Annotated in this window: 22 protein-coding genes and 1 pseudogene; 22 read left to right on the top strand and 1 reads right to left on the bottom strand. The window is 50.8% G+C overall.

Translation table 11 applies throughout. The features are described 5' to 3' along the window. Positions 1-128 precede the first annotated feature (128 nt). From RW114_RS03290 to RW114_RS03400, 22 genes and pseudogenes are all read left to right on the top strand, one after another. Positions 129-2,018: a putative cobaltochelatase gene (locus RW114_RS03290; protein WP_340121283.1), complete on the top strand. Its 1,890-nt coding sequence runs from the start codon at positions 129-131 to the stop codon at positions 2,016-2,018. A gap of 254 nt (positions 2,019-2,272) precedes the next feature. Continuing rightward, on the top strand, positions 2,273-2,992 hold the full coding sequence (locus tag RW114_RS03295; RefSeq protein ID WP_340121284.1) for a cobalt-precorrin-7 (C(5))-methyltransferase: 720 nt from the start codon (positions 2,273-2,275) through the stop codon (positions 2,990-2,992). Then, positions 2,982-4,556 carry a precorrin-8X methylmutase gene (locus tag RW114_RS03300; RefSeq protein WP_340121285.1) on the top strand — a complete coding sequence of 525 codons (1,575 nt, stop codon included), beginning with the start codon at positions 2,982-2,984 and terminating at the stop codon, positions 4,554-4,556. Before RW114_RS03295 ends, RW114_RS03300 begins: the two co-directional genes overlap by 11 nt. Beyond that, positions 4,537-5,670 carry a cobalt-precorrin-5B (C(1))-methyltransferase CbiD gene (cbiD, locus tag RW114_RS03305; RefSeq protein ID WP_340121286.1) on the top strand — a complete coding sequence of 378 codons (1,134 nt, stop codon included), beginning with the start codon at positions 4,537-4,539 and terminating at the stop codon, positions 5,668-5,670. The genes RW114_RS03300 and cbiD overlap by 20 nt, the downstream gene beginning before the upstream one ends. Positions 5,671-6,039: 369 nt before the next feature. After that, positions 6,040-6,774 carry a precorrin-2 C(20)-methyltransferase gene (cobI, locus tag RW114_RS03310; protein ID WP_340121287.1) on the top strand — a complete coding sequence of 245 codons (735 nt, stop codon included), beginning with the start codon at positions 6,040-6,042 and terminating at the stop codon, positions 6,772-6,774. Beyond that, positions 6,771-7,553, top strand: a complete 783-nt coding sequence (gene cobM, locus RW114_RS03315; protein ID WP_340121288.1) for a precorrin-4 C(11)-methyltransferase — start codon at positions 6,771-6,773, stop codon at positions 7,551-7,553. Before cobI ends, cobM begins: the two co-directional genes overlap by 4 nt. A gap of 708 nt (positions 7,554-8,261) precedes the next feature. Continuing rightward, positions 8,262-8,976: pseudogene (locus RW114_RS03325) on the top strand (DUF2130 domain-containing protein). Between the two features lie 47 nt (positions 8,977-9,023). Beyond that, a complete protein-coding gene (locus tag RW114_RS03330) occupies positions 9,024-12,056 on the top strand; it encodes a TrlF family AAA-like ATPase (RefSeq protein WP_340121289.1) in 3,033 nt (1,010 codons plus the stop codon). A 13-nt stretch (positions 12,057-12,069) separates the two neighbouring features. Next, positions 12,070-12,855 (top strand): cobalamin biosynthesis protein, encoded by a 786-nt coding sequence (locus RW114_RS03335; RefSeq protein WP_340121290.1) that lies wholly within the window; start codon positions 12,070-12,072, stop codon positions 12,853-12,855. 248 nt (positions 12,856-13,103) lie between these two features. Continuing rightward, the gene (cobJ, locus tag RW114_RS03340) at positions 13,104-14,741 is read left to right on the top strand and encodes a precorrin-3B C(17)-methyltransferase (protein WP_340121291.1); all 1,638 of its coding nucleotides are present in this window, start codon (positions 13,104-13,106) and stop codon (positions 14,739-14,741) included. Beyond that, positions 14,723-15,844, top strand: coding sequence for a CobW family GTP-binding protein (locus RW114_RS03345; RefSeq protein ID WP_340121292.1), 1,122 nt, complete (start codon positions 14,723-14,725; stop codon positions 15,842-15,844). Before cobJ ends, RW114_RS03345 begins: the two co-directional genes overlap by 19 nt. Continuing rightward, positions 15,841-17,139 carry a cobyrinic acid a,c-diamide synthase CobB gene (locus tag RW114_RS03350; protein WP_340121293.1) on the top strand — a complete coding sequence of 433 codons (1,299 nt, stop codon included), beginning with the start codon at positions 15,841-15,843 and terminating at the stop codon, positions 17,137-17,139. Before RW114_RS03345 ends, RW114_RS03350 begins: the two co-directional genes overlap by 4 nt. A gap of 295 nt (positions 17,140-17,434) precedes the next feature. After that, positions 17,435-17,638 (top strand): YodC family protein, encoded by a 204-nt coding sequence (locus RW114_RS03355; RefSeq protein ID WP_340121294.1) that lies wholly within the window; start codon positions 17,435-17,437, stop codon positions 17,636-17,638. After that, the gene (locus RW114_RS03360; RefSeq protein WP_340121295.1) at positions 17,638-17,904 is read left to right on the top strand and encodes a DUF6953 family protein; all 267 of its coding nucleotides are present in this window, start codon (positions 17,638-17,640) and stop codon (positions 17,902-17,904) included. The genes RW114_RS03355 and RW114_RS03360 overlap by 1 nt, the downstream gene beginning before the upstream one ends. Before the next feature lie 338 nt (positions 17,905-18,242). Beyond that, positions 18,243-18,788 carry an REP-associated tyrosine transposase gene (locus tag RW114_RS03365; protein WP_340121296.1) on the top strand — a complete coding sequence of 182 codons (546 nt, stop codon included), beginning with the start codon at positions 18,243-18,245 and terminating at the stop codon, positions 18,786-18,788. A gap of 443 nt (positions 18,789-19,231) precedes the next feature. Continuing rightward, positions 19,232-19,474, top strand: coding sequence for a BrnA antitoxin family protein (locus tag RW114_RS03370; RefSeq protein WP_340121297.1), 243 nt, complete (start codon positions 19,232-19,234; stop codon positions 19,472-19,474). Between the two features lie 215 nt (positions 19,475-19,689). Continuing rightward, entirely contained in the window at positions 19,690-20,034 is a 345-nt protein-coding gene (locus RW114_RS03375; RefSeq protein WP_340121298.1) for a hypothetical protein, read from the top strand. A 155-nt stretch (positions 20,035-20,189) separates the two neighbouring features. Beyond that, complete coding sequence (locus tag RW114_RS03380) at positions 20,190-20,597, top strand: hypothetical protein (RefSeq protein ID WP_340121299.1); 408 nt, start codon at positions 20,190-20,192, stop codon at positions 20,595-20,597. Further along, positions 20,591-21,094 (top strand): helix-turn-helix domain-containing protein, encoded by a 504-nt coding sequence (locus RW114_RS03385; RefSeq protein WP_340121300.1) that lies wholly within the window; start codon positions 20,591-20,593, stop codon positions 21,092-21,094. The genes RW114_RS03380 and RW114_RS03385 overlap by 7 nt, the downstream gene beginning before the upstream one ends. Continuing rightward, the gene (locus RW114_RS03390) at positions 21,091-21,444 is read left to right on the top strand and encodes a hypothetical protein (protein WP_340121301.1); all 354 of its coding nucleotides are present in this window, start codon (positions 21,091-21,093) and stop codon (positions 21,442-21,444) included. The genes RW114_RS03385 and RW114_RS03390 overlap by 4 nt, the downstream gene beginning before the upstream one ends. A 14-nt stretch (positions 21,445-21,458) precedes the next feature. Beyond that, positions 21,459-22,502 (top strand): alpha/beta fold hydrolase, encoded by a 1,044-nt coding sequence (locus tag RW114_RS03395; protein ID WP_340121302.1) that lies wholly within the window; start codon positions 21,459-21,461, stop codon positions 22,500-22,502. A gap of 19 nt (positions 22,503-22,521) precedes the next feature. Beyond that, positions 22,522-23,136: a plasmid pRiA4b ORF-3 family protein gene (locus RW114_RS03400; protein ID WP_340121303.1), complete on the top strand. Its 615-nt coding sequence runs from the start codon at positions 22,522-22,524 to the stop codon at positions 23,134-23,136. A 282-nt stretch (positions 23,137-23,418) separates the two neighbouring features. On the opposite strand, the gene RW114_RS03405 is transcribed toward RW114_RS03400, so the two are convergent. Next, entirely contained in the window at positions 23,419-24,141 is a 723-nt protein-coding gene (locus tag RW114_RS03405; protein ID WP_340121304.1) for a DsbC family protein, read from the bottom strand. Between the last annotated feature and the right edge of the window lie 7 nt (positions 24,142-24,148).

The raw sequence follows: 24,148 nt of genomic DNA on the forward strand, positions 1-24,148 counted from the left end.
GTATAACGGTGTATCGCAGACACTTGTGTATAACGATGAGAGCTGGAGCTTGGGAACGAGCGTAATTTTTTTACAGACGGCTTCATTGATTTTTTTCGTGCCTTTCGTGGAAAAATTACTTTTTTAAAATGAACCAAGCCACCTTCCCTTTTTCCGCGATCGTCGAACAGACCCAGCTCAAGACTGCGTTGCTGCTGTGCGCCGTCGATCCGTCGCTGGGCGGCGTATTGATACGCGGCGATAAAGGCACTGCAAAAAGCACGGCGGCGCGGGCACTGACCGACATCCTGCCGCTGATCGAGCGGGTTGCCGGCTGTGCGTTCAACTGCGCTCCCCATGCTCCCTATCAGCACTGCGAAACCTGCAATACCGAGCATGCGACAGCGCAAGCGGACAACGTGCCTTTCATTACCTTGCCGCTGGGAGCCACCGAAGACCGCGTTATCGGCACCCTGGATTTGGAACAGGCGCTCAAAGGCGGATCGCGGGTTTTCAAGCCCGGCCTGCTCGCTGCGGCGCACCGGGGCATACTCTATATCGACGAAGTCAACCTGCTGCCCGACCATCTGGTCGATGTGCTGCTGGATGCGGCGGCGATGGGCGTTAATGCGGTGCAGCGCGAAGGCCTCTCGGTCACCCACCCTGCCCGCTTCACGCTGATCGGCACGATGAACCTGGAGGAAGGCGATTTGCGCCCGCAATTGCTGGATCGCTTCGGCCTGATGGTTGAAGTGACTGCGCCGCGCGACAAAGTTTTGCGCTCCGAAGTCGTGCGTAGACGTATTGCTTTCGAGGCCAATCCCACGGCTTACGCCGCCAACTGGATGCAGCAACAGCAGGAATTGCGGCACAGACTGACAACGGCGCAGCAGTTGCTGCCGGAAGTATTGCTGGATGATGCGCTGCTCGACCTGATCAGTCATTTGTGCTGCGAATTCGAGGTAGCCAGCCTTCGCGCCGACATCGTCATGCACAAAGCGGCGCGGGCATTGGCGGCGCTCGAAGGCCGGTCGCAAGTCACTTCGCAAGACGTGCGCGGTGCGGCAGAACTGGTGCTGCCGCATCGGCGCAGGCGCAAGCCGTTCGAACAACCGGGGCTGGATCAAGACCAGCTCGACGAGTTGATGCAACAGGCTTTGCAGCCGCCGGATCAAGGCGAATCGGGCGCTGATGACGACCAGGAAAATGATCAAGATAACGGCGAGTCGCAAGACGAACAACAGGTATTCGCTGCCGCATCTGCCGGTAATGTCCGAAAAATAGAAGTCGATACCGTTGCCAATCGCTACGCTTCCGGCAAGCGCAGCACTGCACAAGATGCGCCGCGCGGCCGTGTCGTGCGAGTCGTACCGGACCAGAACCCAAGCAGTCTCGCCGTCGGTGCGACCTTGCGTAGCGCGGCGCTTCGAGGTTCGGACGATTTCCAGGTGACGAAAAGCGATCTGCATCAACAAGTCCGCACCGGCAAAAACGCCAACCTGATCTTGTTTGTCGTCGACGCCTCCGGCTCCATGGCGGCACAGCGACGCATGGAAGCGGTCAAAGGCGCGGTGTTATCGCTGCTTACCGATGCCTACCAGCAGCGTGACGAAGTCGCGGTGATCAGCTTTCGCGGCGAATCCGCACAGTTATTGCTGTCGCCCACATGCAGCGTCGATCTTGCCGAACAGAATCTGCGCGAACTGCCTACCGGAGGGCGCACGCCGTTACCTCATGCACTATCTGTCGCACTGGAAACGCTGGCAAAGACCAGCATGCCGCCGTTGCTGGTATTGCTTACAGACGGCAAAGCCAATGTTGCGCTGAACGACGGCAACGATCCCTGGCAGGAGTCGCTACGGTTTGCTACATTGCTTGCCGAGCGCGGCGTACCCGCTTTGGTGCTCGATACCGAAACCGGTTATTTGCGTTTGGGTAAAGCACGTCAACTGGCGCAAGCCTTGGGTGCCGAATGCCTGACGCTGGAAGAATTATCGGCGGAAAACCTGGCGCTTACGGTGCGTGGGTGCATTAAATGATATTACATTTTTTCGACGTAGGGCGTGCCATGCGCGCCTTAGCTCCAAAAAGGCGCGCATGGCACGCCCTACTATGCTGAACATGATGTATTTTATTATGCTGGTTCCCAAGCTCTGGCTTGGGAACTCAGTACGCGAAGCTCTAGCTTCGCGAGACAGGACTGGAAGCTGGAGCTTGGGAACGAGCGCATAAAAATGAATAATATTTCAATAAAGACGGGCAGCTTACCGATTGCCCCTACAAAGGAACAATTATGATTATCTGCATAGGCGCAGGCCCTGGCGACGTGGCTTACCTGACCCAGCGCGGCGCGGAGCTGATCCGCAATAGCGATGTAGTCGCCGGATTCGATGCCGTCATTAACGTCGTGCAAAGCCTGATTCCCGCTACCGCGCAAACCGTGCTGATGAATTATCGCGACCAGACCGAGCAGTTGGCGCAGGTGGCGATTGAGCACCATGCGGGCAAGAACTGCGTCGTGGTATTCATGGGCGACATTCATTTCAGCGGCTTCCAGTATCTGGAACGGGTCGAGCGCGCTTGCGGCCACCCGGTGGAAACCGTACCGGGCATATCTTCGGCGCAGATACTCGCATCGCGCGCCAAAGTCTGTTTTGACGAAACGACGTTTATCACCTTTCACCGCCGCGGCGATCTGACTCCGTTTAAACAACATCTGGTGCATGTGTTGCAAGACCAGCGCAATGCGATCGTGATTCCCTGTCCGTGGGACGAAGCGCGATCATTCATGCCGCGTCATATCGCCGCTTACCTGTTGGAGCAAGGCATATCGCCCGATCATCCGACCGAGGTCTGGGAAAATTTAACCCGTTCCGAAGCGGAATGGCATGGCACGCTGGCCGACTGTGCAAAACAGGAGTTCAGCGACATGAGCATCATGCTAATCCGCACCCGTACACCGATGTCCAGCCAGATTGAACCTGCAATGGAGCCGTTACCGAATGCAGACTGATACCAACCAACAATTCGGTCTGGTTATCGCAGGTCACGGCAGCCGCGATGCCGACGGCATACGGGAATTCGAGCAACTGGTTAAACTGGTCAGGGAACGCGCGCCGCAGCATGTGGTCAGTCACGGCTACCTGGAATTCGCCGGGCCGACTATCGACCAGGCGATTGCGGCCCACACAACGCAGAATGCCAAGCAAATCGTCATGGTGCCCGGCATATTGCTTGCGGCAAACCATGCCAAAAACGACATGCCCAGCGAGTTGCTGACTTTCGCGCGCGAACATCCCGACATCGAATTTCATTTCGGCGTGCCGATGGGCTTGCATCCGCTGTTGCTGCAAGTGGCTCAGCAACGCATCGTCGAGGCCGAATCGGCATCCTCCAAGACCATACGCCGCACCGACACCTGCCTGGTGCTGGTCGGCCGCGGCACCACCGACCCCGATGCGAATGGCGAAGTCGCCAAGTTCGCGCGCATGATCGAAGAAGGCATGGGCTTTGGCGGATCTTACGTGTGCTATTCAGGCACGGCCAAACCGCTGGTCGCCGACGGCCTGCGCGCCGCCGCCAGACTGGGCTACGCACGGCTGATCGTGGTGCCGTTTTTCCTGTTCGACGGCATACTGGTCAAGCGTATTTATGAGGCGGCCGATGCGTTGCAGGAACGCGAACCCGAGCTGGAAGTACTCAAGGCGAGTTATCTCGGCGTGCATCCGAACGTGGCCGATGTGCTGATTTCCAGGGCGCAGGAAGCGATAGAAGGCCGCGCGGAAATGAACTGCTCGCTATGCAAATACCGGGTGCAAATCGTCGGCTTTGAACAACAGGTCGGCGAGCCGCAACGCCCGCATCATCTTCAGGTGCGCGGCCTGTCCGAAAAAGCCGCATTAGATCAAGCAGCAACCGGATTTACCCCTTACGTGCCGCATCCGATAGAGGCAGAAAGTTTCCGCATCATCGCTGCCGGGCGCGACTGGTCTGCCTTCCCCGAGGCGCATTTGACCGTGCTGCAACGGCTAGTGCATACCAGCGGCGATTTTAATGCGGTCGATGACATTTATTTTTCGCCGGGTGCAGTCGAAACCGGCATCCGCGCCTTGTTGCGCTGCAAGCGTGTAGTGACCGACGTGACCATGGTGCAGACCGGCCTAAAGCGCGCCCTGCTCGAACAACTCGGCATCGAAACCTGGTGCGGGGTTCATGACCGCGAAACCGCGCTGATGGCGCAAACACAAGGCATCACCCGTTCCGCCGCCGGAATTCGCCGCGCCTTCGAAAAATTCGGCAACGATATCGTGCTGGCTATAGGCGATGCGCCGACTGCGATCAGGGAAACTGTGCGGTTGATTCGTGAACACGGCTGGCGGCCGCAGCTGGTGATCGGCTTGCCGGTCGGCTTTGTCGGCACCTGCGAGTCGAAAGCGGAATTAAAACGCTGCCTGCAAGTGCCGCGCATCACCAACAGCGGCACGCGCGGCGGTTCGCCGTGGGCGGCAACCGTCGTCAACGGCTTGATGATCGATGCGGTAAACCAGCTTGCAGAGTATGGCTCGGACGGAGCTTAAGGAATTCGATCTCAATGTCCTCGCACCTAACGGTTTACGGCGCGGGCGCACTACCGGGAGCTGCGCCACCGCGGCGGTTAAGGCGGCACTCTACCTGCTGCTGCACGGCGAGCGCCGCACCCAGGTGCAGATAACACTGCCTGACGATGCCCATTACCTGATCGTACCGATTCAAGACATTCATTGGCTAGGTTCAAGAACAGTACGCGCCGAAGTGTTCAAAGACGGCGGCGATGACCCGGACAACACGCACGGGGCAACCATCTTCGCCGAGGTTCGAAAAAACGATAAAGGACAGCTGCGTTTTTTCGCAGGAGACGGCGTCGGCACCGCTACCCAGCCCGGTCTGCGGGTAGCGGTAGGAGAGCCCGCAATCAACCCGACACCGCGCAAGATGATGCGACAGGCCATCGCCGAAATACAAGGGAACGGGGATCAAGGCTTCGACCTGACCATAGGCTGTGTCAACGGCGAAGCGATTGCCAGAAAGACCTTTAACCCGAGACTCGGCATAGTCGGCGGCATTTCGATACTCGGCACCTCAGGCATCGTCGAGCCCTTATCGCTGGCGTCATGGATTGCCTCGATTGAAGTGTATGTGCGCGTTGCGCTGGGAAACAACGATATAAACAGCATCGCCTTGCTGCCGGGTAAAATCGGCCGCGTCTATGCCAAAGAGATACTGGGTTTACCCGAACAACGCTCAGTGCAGATCGCCAATTTTCTTGGCGACGCGCTCGACTTTGTGCAGCAGGCATTGGCTGAACAGCAGCGTCAACTGGATGTGCTGTGGCTGCTGGGGCATCCGGGCAAACTTGCCAAAGTGCTGGATGGCGTATGGGATACGCATTCCAGCAAGAGCGACATGGCTATGAGTGTCGTCGCCCGGGTGGCGGCAGAACGAGGGTTTAACAGCCTTTTGGTACAAGAACTGGAACAGGCAAACACAGTGGAAGCAGCGACGGAAAGATTAAAGAACGAGCCCGGCGCACAGGCATTGTGGATAGATATCGAACAGCGCATCGCCGCGCTTGTTCAAGCCAGAGTGCCTGCTGTGAAAAAGGTTGAAGTGCGGTTATTTAATTTGCAAGCGGATAGTTTGGGTGAAGTATAAAGGAGCGGCTAAGTAGGGCGTGCCGTGCGCTAAATAACGTGTGATTTCTCGTTCCCCATGCGCTACGTCACTGCCATTAAATTAAGAAACACAATGATACCGTAGGAGCGGGCCATGCCCGCGATATTTGGAGCTGCGATTGCAGAGTTGTCGCTCCTTCATCGCATTCCCACGCAGTGCATCACTACCATTAAGTTAAACAGATTTGGGAAAATAATTGCTGATGTGGCGGCGACTTTAGTCGCCGATTGAGTGGCAAGTTGTTACTGACCAGGCGACTGAAGTCGCCCCCCCACAATCATGTCCATGTCTTAACTTAATGGCAGTGACGCAGTGCATGGCAACGAGGCAATAAATGAGAGAAGCAGTATGAGTCAATTAGGTACATTCTGGGGCATTGGCGTAGGGCCGGGGCCTGCTGGTTATATTCCGCTGGCGGCGGTTGAGGTATTGCAGCAGGCCGACATTATCTATGCGCCTCGTGCGCGCACCTCGGAAACGTCAGTGGCCTTGCAATGTTTAACAGGCATAGCCATCAATCAGGATAGGATACGGGAAATAGAATTCACCATGGATCCTGACCGCACCGTGCTGAGCGAACATTACGCGCAGTTGGCCGAGGCCATTGCCGTCGATTTGTGCGCAGGCCTGAACGTGGCTTACCTGACCATAGGCGACAGCCTGACCTACTCCACTTACGGCTATATATTGGCGGCTTTGCAGGATCTTTTGCCGGATTTGCCGCAACGCACCTTCCCCGGCATCACCAGCTATGCGGCAGCGGCCTCGGCGATGGGCTGGCCGTTGGGTGTAGGCAAGGAGCGCAGCCTGATTCTGCCCTGCCCCGAAGATGCAGCAACACTGCGGCAGGACATCGAAAGCCATGACGTTGTGGTGCTGATGAAAATCGGCGCACGCCTGCCCTGGGTGCTGGCTCTGCTCCGTGACATGGGCATCGCCGAACACTGCGCCTTTGCCCGCCGCATCGGCTTGGCCGATGAACTGCTGGTCGATGGCGTAAGCGATTTATGCGCCACCTCAGCGATGGGCTATCTCGCCACTTTATTAATACGCAAAACCCCAAAAGAGAAAAGACACGTATGAAAGTATATTTTATCGGCGCAGGCCCCGGCGCTTCCGATCTGATCACATTGCGCGGCGCAAATATTCTTGGCCGGGTGAGCATGGTGCTGTACGCCGGATCGCTGGTGCCTACCGACATGTTACAGCATTGCCGCCCCGATGCCGAACTGATCGACACGGCCACGCTCGACCTTGATCAGCAGGAAGCCTGCTACCGCCGCGCTCAAAAAATCGATTGCGATGTGGCACGTTTGCATTCCGGGGATCCTGCCATTTACGGCGCAACCGCCGAGCAAATGCGCAGACTCGATGCCCTGGGTATCGACTACGACATTGTACCGGGCGTGTCCTCGTTCACCTCGGCGGCGGCATCCATTAAAGCTGAGCTGACCAAGCCGGAAGTATCGCAAACCGTGATCCTGACCCGTGTTTCCGGCCGCGCCTCCGCCGTGCCGGAACTGGAATCAATTGCACGGCTGGCCGAACACCAAGCGACCATGTGCATTTTCCTGTCCGGGCCGCATTTGAAAAAAATAGTCGCCGACCTGCGCCTGCATTACCCGGACGACACGCCGGTGGCGCTGGTCTATCGGGCAACCTGGCCGGAAGAGCGGTCTTATCAGGGAACCTTGGCTACCATTATTAAAGAAACCAAGAAAAGCGAGTGGAATCTGACCACGATGTTATTGGTGGGCAAAGCTTTAGGGCGCGACGTACAAACCGAATCCAGTCTGTATTCCAAGGATTTCACGCATATTTTTCGCGTCGTGAAGAAACTGAAAACGCCGCAGAAATGCTAGTCAATGGGAGAAACTGATGGCATGGTCATGTGATAAAATTGGCCAAACTGGACAGACAAAATCCACCAAAGCCGATTTGCTCAACATCGCTTTGTTCGGCATTAGCAGGATCGCGAAACAGTGCAGTCCCGATACTTCGAAGGAAATCAAATCATGACCGAACCCACCATCACCTGCCCTAACTGCAAAACGGAAATCAAACTCACCGAATCGCTGGCTGCGCCACTGATTGAATCCACCCGCAAACAGTTTGAACAGCAACTGGCGCAGAAAGACAGCGACATTGCCATGCGCGAACAGGCCATGCGTGAGAAGGAAAAACAACTCGCCGATGCCAAGAACAAACTTGATGAGCAAGTGGCCGATCAGGTTGAGGAGCAACTGAAAAAGGACCGAACCAGGATCGTGGCTGAGGAGGCCCAAAAAGCCATGCAGGCTGCCGCAAACAACCTTGAACAGAAAACCCGTGAAGTGGCTGACTTGCAAGAAGTGCTGAAAAGCCGTGAAGAAAAACTTGCCGAGGCACAGAAGGCACAGACCGATCTGATCAAAAAACAGCGCGAACTGGATGATGCTAAACGTGAACAGGAACTCACCGTTGAAAAGCGTGTGCAGGAAGGACTCGACGCTACCCGCCAACAAGCCAAAAAAGAAGCCGAGGACGAACAGAAACTCAAGGTAATGGAGAAGGAGCAGACCATTGCCGCGATGCAGAAACAGATCGAGGATCTCAAGCGCAGGGCCGAACAGGGATCACAACAATTGCAAGGCGAAGTTCAGGAACTGGAGCTTGAAAACCGTTGCGCACAAAATTTCCTTTTGATGCAATTGAACCGGTACCCAAAGGCGAATTTGGCGGCGATGTGCTGCACCGTGTTGTCGGTGCAGGCGGTCATTCTGGCGGCACCATCTTGTGGGAGTTCAAACGTACCAAGAACTGGAGCGATGCCTGGCTGGTAAAACTTCGTGATGATCAGCGGACAGCGAAGGCAGAAATCGCCGTGATCGTGAGCCAGACATTGCGAAAGGTATTGAAACCTTCGAAATGGTAGAGGGCGTCTGGGTAACGCACCCACGCGCCGCGCTGCCTGTGGCGATGATTTTGCGCCAGTCATTGCTGGAGCTTGCTCTTGCGCGGCAATCCACAGAAGGCCAGCAGACCAAGACCGAGATGGTCTACCAGTACCTCACCGGACCGCGCTTCCGTCAGCGGGTGGAGGCTATCGTCGAAGCGTTTTCCACCATGCAGGAAGACCTCGACAAGGAAAGAAAAGCTATCATGAAACAATGGGCCAAGCGCGAACAACAGATTGAGCGCGTGATGGGGGCAACCGTGGGCATGTATGGGGACTTGCAGGGGATTGCGGGGAAATCGTTGCAGGAGATTGAGGGGGTTGGATATACAGGCGTTGGACTCAGATAGTGGGAAATCCAAGGTATTGATTAATCTAAAAGAGGACGAGAGTTGATATGAGTGCCGACAAAAAGCAATTTCCACGGGGTGCAGAATGGCGCAGATGGGATTTGCACATCCATACTCCAGCCAGTCAATTAGGCAACCCATTTCCAGGTGTTACATGGGACAGCTATGTTGATGGATTAGAAAAGGCCGCAGCAGAGCATCATATTGCTGTGATTGGTGTCACCGACTACATGACAATCGATGGTTATGAAAGATTGCTCAGCAATCAGAAAGACCCAGAGAAACCTCGGCTAAATTCAATACTTCTGATTCCCAATATTGAATTCAGGTGCTCCCCTCAAACCAAAGATGGAAGCGCATTAAATATCCACCTGCTAATAGATGCAACAGGGATTGGGCATGTGGAAAAGATCAAGAAGTCGCTTAGAAACCTACGTATAACCTACAACAATCAGTCTTATGGGTGCATACATGATGAGTTAATTGATTTTGCGAAAGCACAAAACCCAGCACTTCAAGATGATGCCGCCGCATACAAAGTTGGTATTGAACAATTCAAACCCTCACATACAGAAATTTTTAAATGGCTTGATAACGATAGCTGGCTGAAAATGCACAGTGTGGTGGGAATAGCCAACGGCAAGGATGGTATCAGTGGGCTTCCGTTGGACAGCTTTTCCGCAACCAGGGATGAATTACTAAGGCAATCCCATTTTGTTTTTAGCGGAAATCCTGCCGATCGATTACATTATCTCGGTCTGAAAGACAGCCACCCAGCTTCGGAGATAAAACGGCAATACAACTCATTGAAGCCCTGTCTTCATGGATCGGATGCGCACAGTCTCGAAAAGATATTTGTACCCGATATGCAACGATACTGCTGGATTAAAGCTGACCCCACCTTTCTTGGTCTTCTACAAGCAATCAAGGAACCCGCAGATCGTGCCTTCATCGGCGAGTTACCAGAAAAACTTCGCGAAGTGGCCGAGAACAAAACCTTCTTCATTGACTCTATTAATGTTCAGAAAAATGAAGATAGCACAATTCCTGAAGAGTGGCTTGCGGGTTGTCGAGTACAATTAAATCATGGTTTAGTAGCAATCATTGGCAATAAAGGTAGCGGAAAAAGTGCCCTTGCAGATGTAATAGCTCTTCTGGGGAATTCTCAACAAAAAGAGCATTTCTCATTTCTTCAAAAAAACAGGTTTCGTGGCAAATCAGGCTATGGTGATCCTGCCAAGCAATTTACTGGCAAGCTAGAGTGGTTGGACAAGAGTCAAGAAGTACGCAGGCTTTCCGATGATCCAGCAGACGACAAAGTTCAACTCGTCCGCTATATCCCTCAAGGACATTTTGAAAACCTCTGCAACGACCACATCGCAGGCCGCGCCGGAGCATTTGAGAAAGAACTTAGAGCAGTTATCTTTGACTACGCGGGTGGCGCGCTTCGTCTTGGGGCGCTTGATTTTGACCAACTGATTGAGCAGCAAGAGAGCGGCTATAGAGATCAGTTAGGAGAGTATCGAAAGGACCTCGCAAGAGTCAATCTGGAGATTGAAAACATTGAAGCACAAGCTCAACCGCAAGTGAAGCGGACGCTACTGGAGATTTTGGCGCTCAAGAATAGGCAGATTGAAGAGCATAACAGTATCAAACCAGTAGCCATGCCAAAGCCATCAGAGCAGTTGTCTAGCGACGAACTGAAAGCAGTAAGATCTCTTGAAGAAATTACAGAAAATCTCAAAAAACTTGAAGTAGAAGCTCTGTCTAACGTGAATTCCCAAGCAAGCTTTGCTGCCAAATCAAAAGCCATCCAAGCTATACGCGAACGCCTGCGTACTTTGGAAAAACAGTACAAGCAATTTCAAGACGACACAGCGAAAGATCTAGAGATCTTGGGAGTAAAGCTGCACGAGCTTGCCACACTGTCTGTAAAACAGCTAATACTTGATGAAGTATCAGAAAAGATTCCGCAAGAGCAGCAGTCCCTAGTAGAGAAATCCAGCCAGAATGAACAGGCTAAGAAAGATCTGTATAGTCAGCAATCTGAACTGAAGACCAAGCTCAACGAGCCACAACTTTTATATCAGCACAGCCTGAAGGCTATCGAAGTTTGGGAAGAAAAGCTACTTGAACTGACTGGGACATCTGATGCGCCTGAAACGCTAAAAGGTATAGAGAATAGAATTGCACAACTTGATGAACTGCCTGTTTTACTTGAAAACAAGCAAGAGCAGCGTCGCAATTTAACGGGTGACATTTTTGACATTCTGAATGCACAAAGAAAAGCGCGTGAGGACTTATTCAAACCCGTTCAGGATTTGATTCAAGGCAACAAGCTCATCATAGATGAATACAAGTTGCAATTTCAGGCAACATTAGGCGGATCCTCGGATGCCCTCTCATCTCCACTATTTGCACTTATCAAGCAGAATTCAGGAGAATTCAGAGGCGATGACGAAGGCCCTGCCGTCGTGAAACGCCTCTCTGAACAGTTCGATCTCAATCAAAAAGCAGATGTGTTGAGTTTTGTTAACGAACTTGATACTAAAATTCACGCGGCTGCATTGGGAGGCAAAGCTGATGCCATCGGAATTGCGTCGATGCTGCGAAAAGATATGGCGGCAAAAAATGTTTATGACTTGCTTTATGGTTTGTCGTATTTGGAGCCACGTTACTCGCTACTATTTCAAGACACCAAAATTGAACAGTTATCCCCTGGTCAACGCGGCGCACTCCTTCTCATATTTTACTTATTGGTAGACAAAGGCCGAGATCCAATCATCTTGGATCAACCGGAGGAGAACCTTGATAATGAGACAGTCGTGAGCCTACTTGTGCCTGTGTTGACTGAAGCGAAAAAGAAGCGGCAAATTATTATGGTCACCCATAATCCGAATCTTGCAGTGGTATGTGATGCCGAGCAAGTTATCTATTCGTCCTTTAATCGTAAAAATGCATCCAAGATTGAGTACGTGTCTGGATCAATCGAAAATCCTATTATAAATTCACATGTAGTCAATGTGCTCGAAGGCACGAAGTTTGCTTTCGACAATCGAGGAAGCAAATACCATGATTAAGCATGGCAATTGAATGAACCTTGATCTAGGAGTTTGGCTAGTTCGCCCTGAAAGCGAGTCGCTTGTTAGCGTGTTACAAAGCCAGCTGGGAGGCACTTTATATCGGCCTTGGCTTTATACAATAAAGGGCGACCAGGCGGTCGTCCCTACAATCCATACCGACACAAGTCAAAAACAACAGTTTGCCACCGCCTTTCGCAACCATCAGCAGTGGATCATCATCGCCGCCGGCGGCATCGCGGTGCGCTTTCTGGATGGCTTAGCGCAGGACAAACATAGCGACCCGGCCGTCGTGGTGCTGGACGAAGCGGGACGATTTGCCGTGTCGCTGTTGGCCGGTCATGAAGGCGGCGCCAACCGTTTGGCTTACCGCGTCGCCAATGCCATCGGCGCGGTGCCGGTCGTCACTACGGCGACCGAAGCGTTGAAGCCTTTGGTGGTCGGCATAGGTTGCCGTAAAGGTGTATCTGCCGAACAAATCGCAGCAGCCGTGCATCAAGCGCTGGGCGGTCGTCAATTAAACGAAGTGCGCGAAATAGCCACCATAGACTTGAAGGCAAACGAGCCGGGCTTGGTGGAATTTTGCCGGCAGCATGATTTGCCGTTGCGCGTATTAGCAAGCGCAACAGTGGCGGCCAGGCCTTGGGTAACAAAGCCCTCGGACTGGGTGCAACAGAATGTAGGATTGCCGGGAGTCTGCGAACCCTGCGCCTTGATTGCCAGCACCCGCGGCAAATTGATCGTACCGAAAACGGCCTTAGATGGGGTGGCTGTGGCAGTGGTTGAAGATAATATGTAGGGCACGCATGGCGCCCTATTCATCTGTTGAACCTAAAACACGCAGTTGAGCATTCCAAAATTCCGTTCGTCCTGAGCTTGTCGAAGGGTGGGCGGGATTTTGGAATTCTCAACAAATAGGTAGGGGTGTGAAAGCCATTCATGCTTCGACAGGCTCAGCACGAACGGCTTTCACACAAGGCAGTTCAACACTTGCTTTGCCCAATATGAAAAACAAATATTACAGATTAATAATCAGTGGATAAAAGAATGAAAGGTGTATTGAATTTGGTTTCGGTAGGTCCAGGGTTTAGCGATTTGATCGTTCCGCGCGCCGAAGCGGCATTGCGGGACAGCGATGTTATCGTGGCTTATGATCTGTATTTGCGCTGGATTGAGCCGTGGATAACCGGCAAGGAAATCCACACGCCGCCGCTGACTCAGGAACGCGAGCGGGCTTTATTGGCAATCGAAAAAGCCCGCAGCGGCGCTAAAGTCGCATTGATTTCCAGCGGCGACATCGGCATTTATGCGATGGCGGCTCTGGCCTTTGATGAAATGCGCGAAGATGATGACTATGACGTCAATGTGATACCCGGCATTACTTCCGCCAACGCCTGCGCCTCCTTATTGGGCTCGCCGTTGTCGCACGACTTCGCCACGCTGAGCCTGTCCGACCTTTTATGCCCCTGGGACTGGATTGAGCAGCGCGGACGGCATATCGCCCAGGCCGATCTGGCCTGCGTGTTGTACAACGTGCAAAGCGCCGGTCGCCAGGAAGGCGTGTACCGTATCCTCAATATCATGCTGGAATCAAAATCACCGAAGACGCTGTGCGGCGTAATCCATAACGCTTATCGGCCCGGCCAGAAAGTCAGCATTCACCACCTGGAAGACTTGCTGTCTTTGCAGTTTGATATGCTGACCACCATCGTGATCGGCAACTGTTTTACCCAGCGCAAGCGCGGCTTTATTTTTACGCCGCGCGGCTACAATAACTGGGATCTGCCCGGCTCTGATAGCGGGGCAGATCCCGCCGAACAGCCGGCAAATGAACTGCCCAAGCACGCGCTATGGGTTTTTTCCGGTACCAGCGACGGCAATCAGCTTGCTAACGAGTTGGCGCAGCAAGGCTATCCGGTCGTGGTATCTGCCGCGACGGAATACGGCGGCGAGGTTGCCGCCCGGCATTGTTCAGGCGTGTCGGTCTGGGCAGGTCATCAGGGCGTTGAAGCGCAAAGACAAGCGCTAAGCCAAAATCAGGCGCGGATAATTGTCGATGCAACGCATCCTTATGCCAACCTGATCTCGGAACAATTGATGGGCTTGTCGCAAAGCCTGAATATCCCGTATCTGCGTTTTGAACGCCCCAGTTCCATAGGATGTGCTGAACACAGTGAAGCGCATCGTTCGCGAACACTTGATATTGATGCGCTTCCTTCGTCAGCACATCCTATGGTCTTTAGCTTATGTGATTCCGCAGAGCAAGCCGCCAAGCAGGCCACTAAACTCGGTCAGCGTATTTTCCTGGCCACCGGCTCCAAGGATTTGGCTACCTTTCTCAATGCGCCGGGAGCTTCCGAGCGCGAATGGTTTGTGCGCATAACGCCAGAGCCTGAATTCATTCAGCGGGCCATCGACCTGGGTGTGCCGCGCAGCCGTATTTGCGCGATGCAAGGGCCGTTTTCGCAAGCGTTCAATGAAGCCTTGTGGCGGGATTTGAAAATCGATTGCGTGATCACCAAGGATTCCGGCGATGCAGGCGGCTATAATGCCAAAGTGGCGGCAACGCAGTCGCTGAATATCCCATTGCTGGTCATCAAGCGCCCGAAACTTGAATATCCGTTCGCGACCTCAAGTTTCGATGCGGTATTACGGCAGTTACAGGCATGGAATATCACGGCATGATTCCGGTCACCATCGTTACCGGCTTTCTCGGTTCCGGTAAAACCACCTTGTTGGGCAGCCTGATTAAGAGTCGGCAAAGCCGCCGTCTTGCGTTATTGATCAATGAGTTCGGCGAGGTTGCCATCGACGGCATGCTGATTAACGACGGCGTTGGCGGCGATGAACATGTGCGGATTCATGATTTCCCTTACGGCCTGATTGCCTACGGTACTGACGAACACTTTATCCCGACCCTGCAGGCTATCGCCGAACGCCGGGCCAATGTCGATCATGTATTGATAGAAACCTCCGGGCTTGCGTTACCTACAGCGGTCATGGAGCTGTTGCAATCGCCCGAACTGGCCGGGGATTTTATCCTTGATGCGACGCTGGCTGTGGTGGATACGCCGTTGCTGCTGTCCGACCAGTTTGACCGTGACTTGAATATTGACAGTCCGCATGCTGCCGTTGCCGATTCGGTCGCAACCTTGTTTGAACGGCAACTCGAATATGCCGATGTAGTGGTGTTGAACAAAATCGATGCGCTGGATGAGGATGCCTTGTTGCAGGCGGAACAACGCGTTCGCGACCGTGCGCCGAACGTGCGCTTTCTCGAACTCGCTTACAACGCGCAACTGGACATCCGGCTTGCCCTGGGCCTACGTTTGCACCAGCCAACGCTTACAGCAATCAACCACCGGTTTACACCGCTACCCGGTTCCGATACGCCGACCTTGGGCAGCCATGTCAGACTGAACGGCCACGCCCATTCCGGTTTGGCGGGCCACAGTCACGGACTGGCAACGCACAAACATTTTCACGAACAGGATCCGGGATGGCTGTCGTTCGTACTGCGTAGCTCAAAGCCGCAGCAGGCGGAAACAATCAAACAGGCGTTAATCGAAGTGGCTAAATCGGAACCGTTGTTGCGCAGCAAAGGCTTTATCAAGACCGACCCCGATCAATCTGCTTTGGTGCAGGCCGTGCGCACCCGTGTGGCGATAACCACCGATGCAATCAAACAATCCGCACAAGAATCGGAACTGGTTTTTATCGGTTATCACCTGAACCGCAACACGGTGGCGATACTGTTATCCAACTTGACCGGAACTGTCTGGAAATGAACATTCCAAAAGCTCAATGCCCTGCCCTGTTCATCACCGCACCCGGCTCCAATCAGGGCAAGACCACCATCACCGCCGCGCTGGCCCGTTATCATGTCGAGCAAGGCCGCAAAGTCAGGGTGTTTAAGTCCGGCCCCGATTTTCTCGACCCGATGATACTCGAACGCGCCTGTAGCCTGCCGGTGTACCAGCTCGATCTTTGGTTGATGGGCAAAACTGAATGCAGGCGATTATTGTACGAAGCCGCGCTGGAAGCCGACTTGATACTGATTGAAGGCGTGATGGGCTTGTTCGATGGCGAACCTTGCAGCGCCGATGTGGCCGAACTGTTCTCGGTGCCGGTGCTGGCCGTGATTGATGCAACGGGGGCAGCCCAGACGCTGGGAGCCATTGCCTACGGACTTGCCAACTATCGGCCTAACCTGCTATTCGCCGGTGTTTTAGCCAATAACGTCGCCAGTCCCCGGCATAACGACATGATCCAGGAAGGCATGCCGTCTGATCTGCATTATTTTGGCGGGATACCCCGCGATAGACGGTTTGTATTGCCGGAACGGCATCTGGGTCTGGTTCAGGCGGAAGAAGTGCTTGATCTCGAATCGCGAATGTCAGCCGCAGCAACGGCAATAGCTTCAACTAGGCTGGCAAGCTTGCCCGAGGCTGTCGAATTTACAGCGCCCGAACAGGAAACGCCGCCTCAACTGTTATCGGGTATCCGTATCGGCATTGCCCGTGATACCGCGTTTTCATTTATTTATGCCGCCAATCTGGAGGTTTTACGGGCAATGGGAGCCACGCCGGTTTTCTTTTCGCCGCTTGCCGATATTGCATTGCCTGACGTAGACAGTATTTATCTGCCGGGCGGCTATCCCGAACTGCATTTGCAAACGCTGCAGGATAATCTGGCAATGAAGTCGGCATTGCAAACGCATTTTCGACAGGGCAAACCCATTTACGCCGAATGCGGCGGCATGTTGTATTTGCTGGAATCGATCGTCGATATAGCCGGGAATCGCGGCGACATGGTCGGCCTGTTGCCTGGACACGCGATCATGCAAAACAAGCTGAAAGGCTTGGGCTATCAATCCGCGCCCATGCCTGGCGGCGTCTTGCGCAGCCATACCTTCCACCATTCCCTGATAGAAACGCCGCTTATCCCTGTTGCCTTTGGCGAACGTGTGCATAACACCTCAGCAGGGGAAGCCATTTATCAGCTAAACCGGCTAACCGCCAGTTACCTGCACTGCTATTTTTCATCAAATCCGACTGCAACCGCACAATTGTTTTTGCCTTAAGCGAAAAAAGCAGAACAACTATCACTCTGATTTTAATTGTTTTATTTTTTCGGTAGCCGTATTAGACACTAACACGACTTAAACTGACTCTGATCAGCAGCCAAAACATCAGGCAATCAAGCAGTTTAGGAAGTGTATTTTGATTTTGCATAAATCAGGTTGCTATCAATAATGTAATTACTATAGAATCCAGCCTAACGGCTTACCGAAGCGGCATTATACGCCGGCAATTTAAATTTAATATACACCTAAAAAGGTGTCTACTTAACGTTAGGCTTCACTCAAAGGAGATAGAATGAGCGATCAAAAAAAACTGCAAGTTGGTGACATCGTAAAATTAAAATCAGGTGGTCCTGATATGACTATTAAAGATATTCTAACCAACTTGAACGACGAAGAAACTGGTTCATACAGGTGTCAATGGTTTGCGGGGAAAAAACTTGATAATGGCGTGTTTCCTTTAGAATCATTGGTAATCGTAACTCAAGAAAATGAATAATGGATACTAAATCTGTAGTTCTCTGGATGCAGGTTGAACTAGAAAAATGTGGTTGCCTTTATCAAGACGATGTAGTTGATTTTCTAGTTAAATCAAAAGAGGAAAGTTTTCTTCGAGAAAATACCGATGGGAATCAAGTTCTTAATCTTACTTTGCTTAATGAATTTAAAAAACTAACAAAAAGTAACGTGGTCTGGGTAGCCCCAGATCGTTACTGGCGTTTTCGAGTACCTGAAGATGAGCAGGGACGAAATGCTAGGGGTTAATAGCCTACGCCTAACATGGCGCTCAACCGGAGCGCGGTTATAATGCGGTTTTATTTTTTCAGCTTTCCGGACCGCGCCCGGTTAGCTCTACGTTAGGCACAAAAAGCCATCACAAGAGGAAATGTAATGGCACTGATCAACTGTCCTGAATGCGGTCGCGAAATTTCTGATAAAACTCGTAACCCACATAAATGACTACGTAGGGTGCATAAGCGTGAGCGTCATGCACCTGAAACGTTGTGGAGCTTTAATTTGACAAGGGTTATTGGGCGTAATAATGACTATTGTGCGTGTTGTTGGCGGATGGCGCTATCGCTTATCCACCCTACGAAAAAATAATGTCTAATTATCGACGTAATCGGGTTCCGGGTGGGACTTACTTTTTTACGGTTAACTTGCTGGAACGCCATTCACAATCGCGTTTACTGGTCAATCATATTGATGTTTTGCGCGAAGCGGTGCGGGTTACTAAGTGTGATACCCCGTTTCATATTGATGCTTGGGTGGTCTTGCCGGAACATATGCACTGTATCTGGACATTGCCAGCGGGCGATGTTGATTATTCGGGGCGTTGGCGAGCGATTAAAAAACATTTTTCTAAAGCAATTCCTGCATTTGAATATCGCTCAAAGGTACGTCTTAAACGTCATGAACGGGGAATCTGGCAGCGTCGTTTTTGGGAACAAACTGTTTGGGATGAGCGGGATTATGCCAATCATTTTGACTATGTTCATTTTAATCCGGTCAAGCATGGCTGGGTGACACGCGTTAAAGATTGGCCCTATTCTTCTTTTCATCGGGCGGTGGCACAAGGTATTTATCCTAATGACTGGATGGCTTCTGATCATGTTTCATCATTACACATTGGTGAACGTGATGAATGACCGAAGAACAAAAGGGGACGCTACCCTTTTTTGCTATCTTTATCATTTTCAGGAAATATGAAAGACGGGTAGAGTAGAGAACAGGCTTGCGCCTGCCCTCCCTCATCAAACCGTGCATGCGCTATTAACGCACAGAAGAAAGGGGTTAGGTCTTGCATTATCACATTTATTCCTTTTCGCAACCCAACATTTCACGGTTAAACAAAGCAGGACGGGGCATGTTGCCCCGTCCGAAGAAGCCAAGTCTGTTTTCTATGACGAATTTGCAGTGCAATTTTATGATGACGGGCATTCGGAAGTAGAACACCGCTTCTTGATGCTTGGCTTTAGTTGTGAATCCAGAATGCTTGCCACTGCGAGCGCGAATCAGGCAATATAATCAGGATAATATCGGCCCGCAAAGCAACTAAACGCGAATGTAGCCATTACAAAGGTAACGTGCCATGAAAGCAGAATATGATCTTTCCCAAATGAAATCGCGAAAAAACCCCTATGCTTCCAAACTTAAGAAATCGGTTACTATCCGGTTGGGCGAGGATGTGGTCGGTTATTTCAAAGAAATGGCTGAAGGCACTGGTGTGCCTTATCAAAGTCTCATCAATTTATATCTTCGGGACTGTGTGCGCCAGCATCGGACAATTGATATTTCTTGGCAGTCAAACTCAAAAACAGTTTCGAGCCAATAAAAATTCGCTGTGGTTTTTATCCCGCATTCGGGCAAAACAAACCTTTTTGGTTGCTGGTAATTAGGCATTGGCTAAATTGCAGAGCCTAACAAGTCGGTCAAAGGGACGCGCCGCCCGTTGGCGATTTTGAAATTCAGTTTTTTATCAAGGTTAGGCTGCTTCGTTTAAGTCCTGTAGGCGGCGCGCCCCTTACCGTAACGTTATACACTTTCGTTATGAGCAGACCCAATTGGAAAAAATGGATTCAAATCGCTACTGGCTCATTGTTAGCCATAACTCTTATATATTTTTTATTCGTGGGTTACTTGGTGTCAGGTGGATTTAGAAACTATGTAACTTTTTGCTCGAAATATGTTCCGCTACTAAGCGAATACCGCGCGAAAAACTTAAAATACCCAGATAATCTTGCTGAACTTAATAAACCCAGCTTTTACCCAAGGCATGATGTTTCTATGTGTGGATATATCAATAGTGGTAGTGAATATAGCTTTGCCGTGGGGGAAGGTTTGATTGGTATTGCAATCTACAAATCAAGTAATGGAGAATGGTTCCATGATTAAATTGTATAACATGGCGCTCAAGCGGGACGGTCGCTATCGCTCCCGCCCCTTGGCTCTACGTTAGGCATAAGGGTGGCATAGTGTATGTTTACAATCTTGTTTAAAGATAAACTTACAGAAGCATGGTATTATTAATCACAATAATGTGATATTTTATGTTAAAAATAAAATGCTATGAAAGTTCAAGCGGAAAAAACGAGGTACAAGAAACCTATGATTCCGGTACAGAAGAACTAAAGGCGGAGCTGGAAGTAGCACTTGCATATCTTAAAGTTAGAAATCGCCAGGACTGGCGGCGGCCACATGCTCACAAGATGTCAAAATGCAAAGAATTTCGTAATTTTTTTGAGACTCGATTTTTTGCAAACAGACTACAACAGCGACCAATTGGCTATTTTGGCCCTGAGGAGAACGATTTCACCATCCTAATTTGGGCTACAGAAAAGGGCAATAAATTGAACCCTGAAAACTGGTGTGGAAAATCAAATCGTCGCCGCGAAGAAATTATTAATGGCAACGCCAAAGCTAAATGCCTAAAACTTGAAGGTGATCCAGAATGCTAAAAGCAATAATCAATCGACTGAAGAAAAAAGAATTCCGTGACGCTTTTGTTCGTTCACATCTTACGCAAGGATTGGCTTATCAAATCCGTGATCTTCGCATTCAACGTGGATGGACACAGAAGGAACTGGCTGAAAAATTAGGGTTAAAAGGGCAATCTGCCGTTGCTCGAATAGAAGATCCTAGTTACGGCAAGCTATCTATAGCTACATTAATTAAGCTAAGCAGTGTCTTTGATGTCGCTTTGTCTGTGCGTTTTCAAAGCTATGGGAAGTTTTTGATGGAGCGGGAAGACCTTTCTCCTGCCGCGCTCAGTGCCGAAAGCTTTGAAAGCGAAATACCCAAAATTATCGAGTCAATAGATCGAATTACTCGTTACAGCAATACGGTAATAACATCAAATTTCAAAGACACTTATCCAACTGCTATTAATTTTCCAAGCCAAACGGCTAACTACAAAAAAATGCTCAATAATATCCGTACAGGAGAGCACGTATGACTACTATCACTCAAGTTCGGGCAGAAGATGCGAAGTTTGATCTTGTCATCAATGACAATATGCCTGAAATATTTACCGATGGCATTTCCCACCTACTAATGGGCAATCCCATATCAAAACTTACATTTCATTCGGTTACGAATCCATCTCTCCCAGACAATGATGAGATCGAACAGCGCAAAGGTGTTCTCCTACTCACTATTCCCACGCCAGTGTTGTTGGAGCTGTGCAGAAATATTCTGGCATCAGCTCAGTCCTCGCTTGATGCCTTTAGTGATACTGGAAAAAAAACCGATACTCAAGTCAGGAAGATTATGGATGGTGTGAATATTGAGAAACCCAATATATAGTTTGGTTAAATACCGTGGCTTGGTTAGATAGTTGTTTAACTTTTGCACTTACTACTCTGCCTAACAAGTCGGTCAAAGGGACGCGCCGCCCGTTGGCAGTTTTAAAGCTTCGTTTTTATCAAGGTTCGGCGGCTTCGTTTAAGCTCTCAGAGCGGCGCGCCCCTTACCGTAACGTTATGCATAAGGTGGATAAGCCTTTGAAATTTAGTCAGTTCGGCTCCGACAATGGACCCATAGTGGTCTATTTTCATGGAGCACCTGGAGCGCCGGAAGAATGTAGCATTTTCGATCTGGAAGGAAAAAATCACGGCCTGACGTTTATTTGTTTAGACCGGCTTTCTGTCGATCCGTCCATTAATGGGGAAGCGTATTACAAACTTCTGGCTGCGGAAATTTCAAGAATAACCTCCGGGAAACAAGTAGATGTCGTTGGATTTTCAATCGGTGCATTTATTGCGCTACAGACCATCCGTTACATGACCAATGGGATCGGAAGCCTGCATTTGGTTTCTGCGGCTGCACCACTGGAAACTGGCAATTATCTTGAAGCCATGGCTGGCAAGCAGGTTTTTGAGTTGGCAAAAGCAGCACCCGCCTTGTTCATTTTGTTGTCTTACTGGCAAGGATTGCTTGCTTGGCTTTCTCCCAACGCCTTATTTCGCTTGTTGTTTGCCAGCGCCGCTGGCGAAGATAAGGCATTGGCCGCCAACCGTGAATTTCGCGCTGGCATCACCAAAGTATTGAAGGCCTGCTTTATTGGCCGCGTCCGAGGCTACGCGAGAGATATTGGTCTTTATGTGCGGCCATGGAAAACTTCGCTCGCCGAGGTATCCGTCAATACTCATATTTGGCACGGTGCCGAGGATAACTGGTCTCCACCGCTGATGGCTGAGTACTTGAAGTCAGCGATTCCCGGTTGCACCTCGACCAAAATATTCAATGGACTGTCACACTATTCATGCCTGTACCAAGCGGCACCTGAAATATGCAATCTATTAAGCAAAGCATTGCGGTCGAATGGGACGCTCCTATCGTCGCGCCCCTCATCTCTACGTTAAAACTCTTTAGGTGAATGGTATGAGCAGTAAGTTGATCTATCAGTTCCGCGTCACACTTCTGGATATTGAGCCACCTATTTGGCGGCGGATACAGGTGCCCGTCAACTATTCTTTTTGGGATCTACATGTGGCAATCCAAGACTCCATGGGGTGGCTCGATTATCACTTGCACGAGTTCCGAGTGAAGAAACCACGAGGCCGAAAAGTGGTCGAAATTGGACTCCCAGACACCGAAACAGACCGGACGGTCTTACCAGGATGGAATGTGCCAATTTCCGAGTATTTTGCTGAGCCCGGAGTCAGAGCCGAATACAACTACGATTTTGGTGATGGTTGGTGCCATGAAGTTCTGCTAGAAGGCATCCTGATTAAGGACACCTCTGCCAAATACCCTGTTTGTATCGCTGGAGAAAGGGCTTGCCCGCCGGAGGATTGTGGCGGTACTCCTGGATATCAGCGGCTATTGGAAGTTCTTAAGTCGCCAGGCACTGAGAAGTACAAAGACATGACTTTATGGCTCAAGGGTCATGCGAAGAACTACTTTCCCTACAAGCCCGAGCAGTTTGATCCAAAGGGAGTCGAATTCTGGAACCCCGCGAAACGTTTGCGCATGGCATTCGGTGAGCATGAATAGCCAGAGTTCTAACGAATAAGGTTGGATTGTGTGAGCGATAGCGAACCACAATCTGAACCGGTTGTTGGACAAGCCCGGTGGTAGTCGGAAGGCCGACTTTTATATAAGAAAATATCTTTTCGGATTTTGTTGGTTGCGGCGAGGAATCTATAACCGCACTAGTCAAGAACAAGCCGAACGCGTTGCTTTGGTAACGCCTTTAGCAAGTGGTGATGATTTAAGGCGAATAACAGCCTTTTTTACACCCTCCCTAAAAGCGCCGACAGTCTTTAGATCATCGCTTTATTTAGAATTTCTTTCATCTTCCAATGCTTCAACCAGCTGTTTTGCAGGCAGATAACCGGGAAAAATATTACCTTTTTCGGTAACGATCATCGGCGTGCCTTTCACTTCAAAATCTTCAGCCAATTGCATATGCTGATCGACCGGGTTGTCACAGGTTTTAGCTTCGAGCTTATCGCCTTTTTTCGCTGCGGTTAAGGCGGCTTTGCGATCAGCGGCACACCAAACCGATACGGCTTTGCTGTATGAATCGGAACCTTTACCGGCTCTTGGGAAAAACAAATACTGAATAGTGATGCCTTCAGCCATGTATTGATCGATTTCAGAATGCAATTTACGGCAATAACCGCAATCAATATCGGTAAAGATGCTAACCGTGTACTTACTTATTTTGGGTTTAAACACGATCATTTTGTCCAGACCGAGTTTCTCGATAGCCTGTTTGCGAGTGCCGCTCAATTTTTCTTCAGTAAGGTCCGTACGTGCAGCAACATCAACCAAGTGCCCCTGTATCAAATACTTACCATCGCCAGAAACATAAAATATATTGCCGCCGACGGTAACCTCAAAAAGCCCGCTGATTTCAGAAGGCTTAACGGATTCGACTGTTACTGATGGCATGGATTTAGCCAATGCTTGCCTGATAGCATTTTCATCAGCATGGGCCACCGATAAAGTCAGGCCGAGTAACGATAAAGCGACAATCGTAATAATTTTTTTCATAATATTC

Origin of the sequence: Methylobacter svalbardensis, from assembly GCF_037671525.1 — a bacterium.
Taxonomy (GTDB): Bacteria; Pseudomonadota; Gammaproteobacteria; order Methylococcales; family Methylomonadaceae; genus Methylobacter_A; species Methylobacter_A svalbardensis.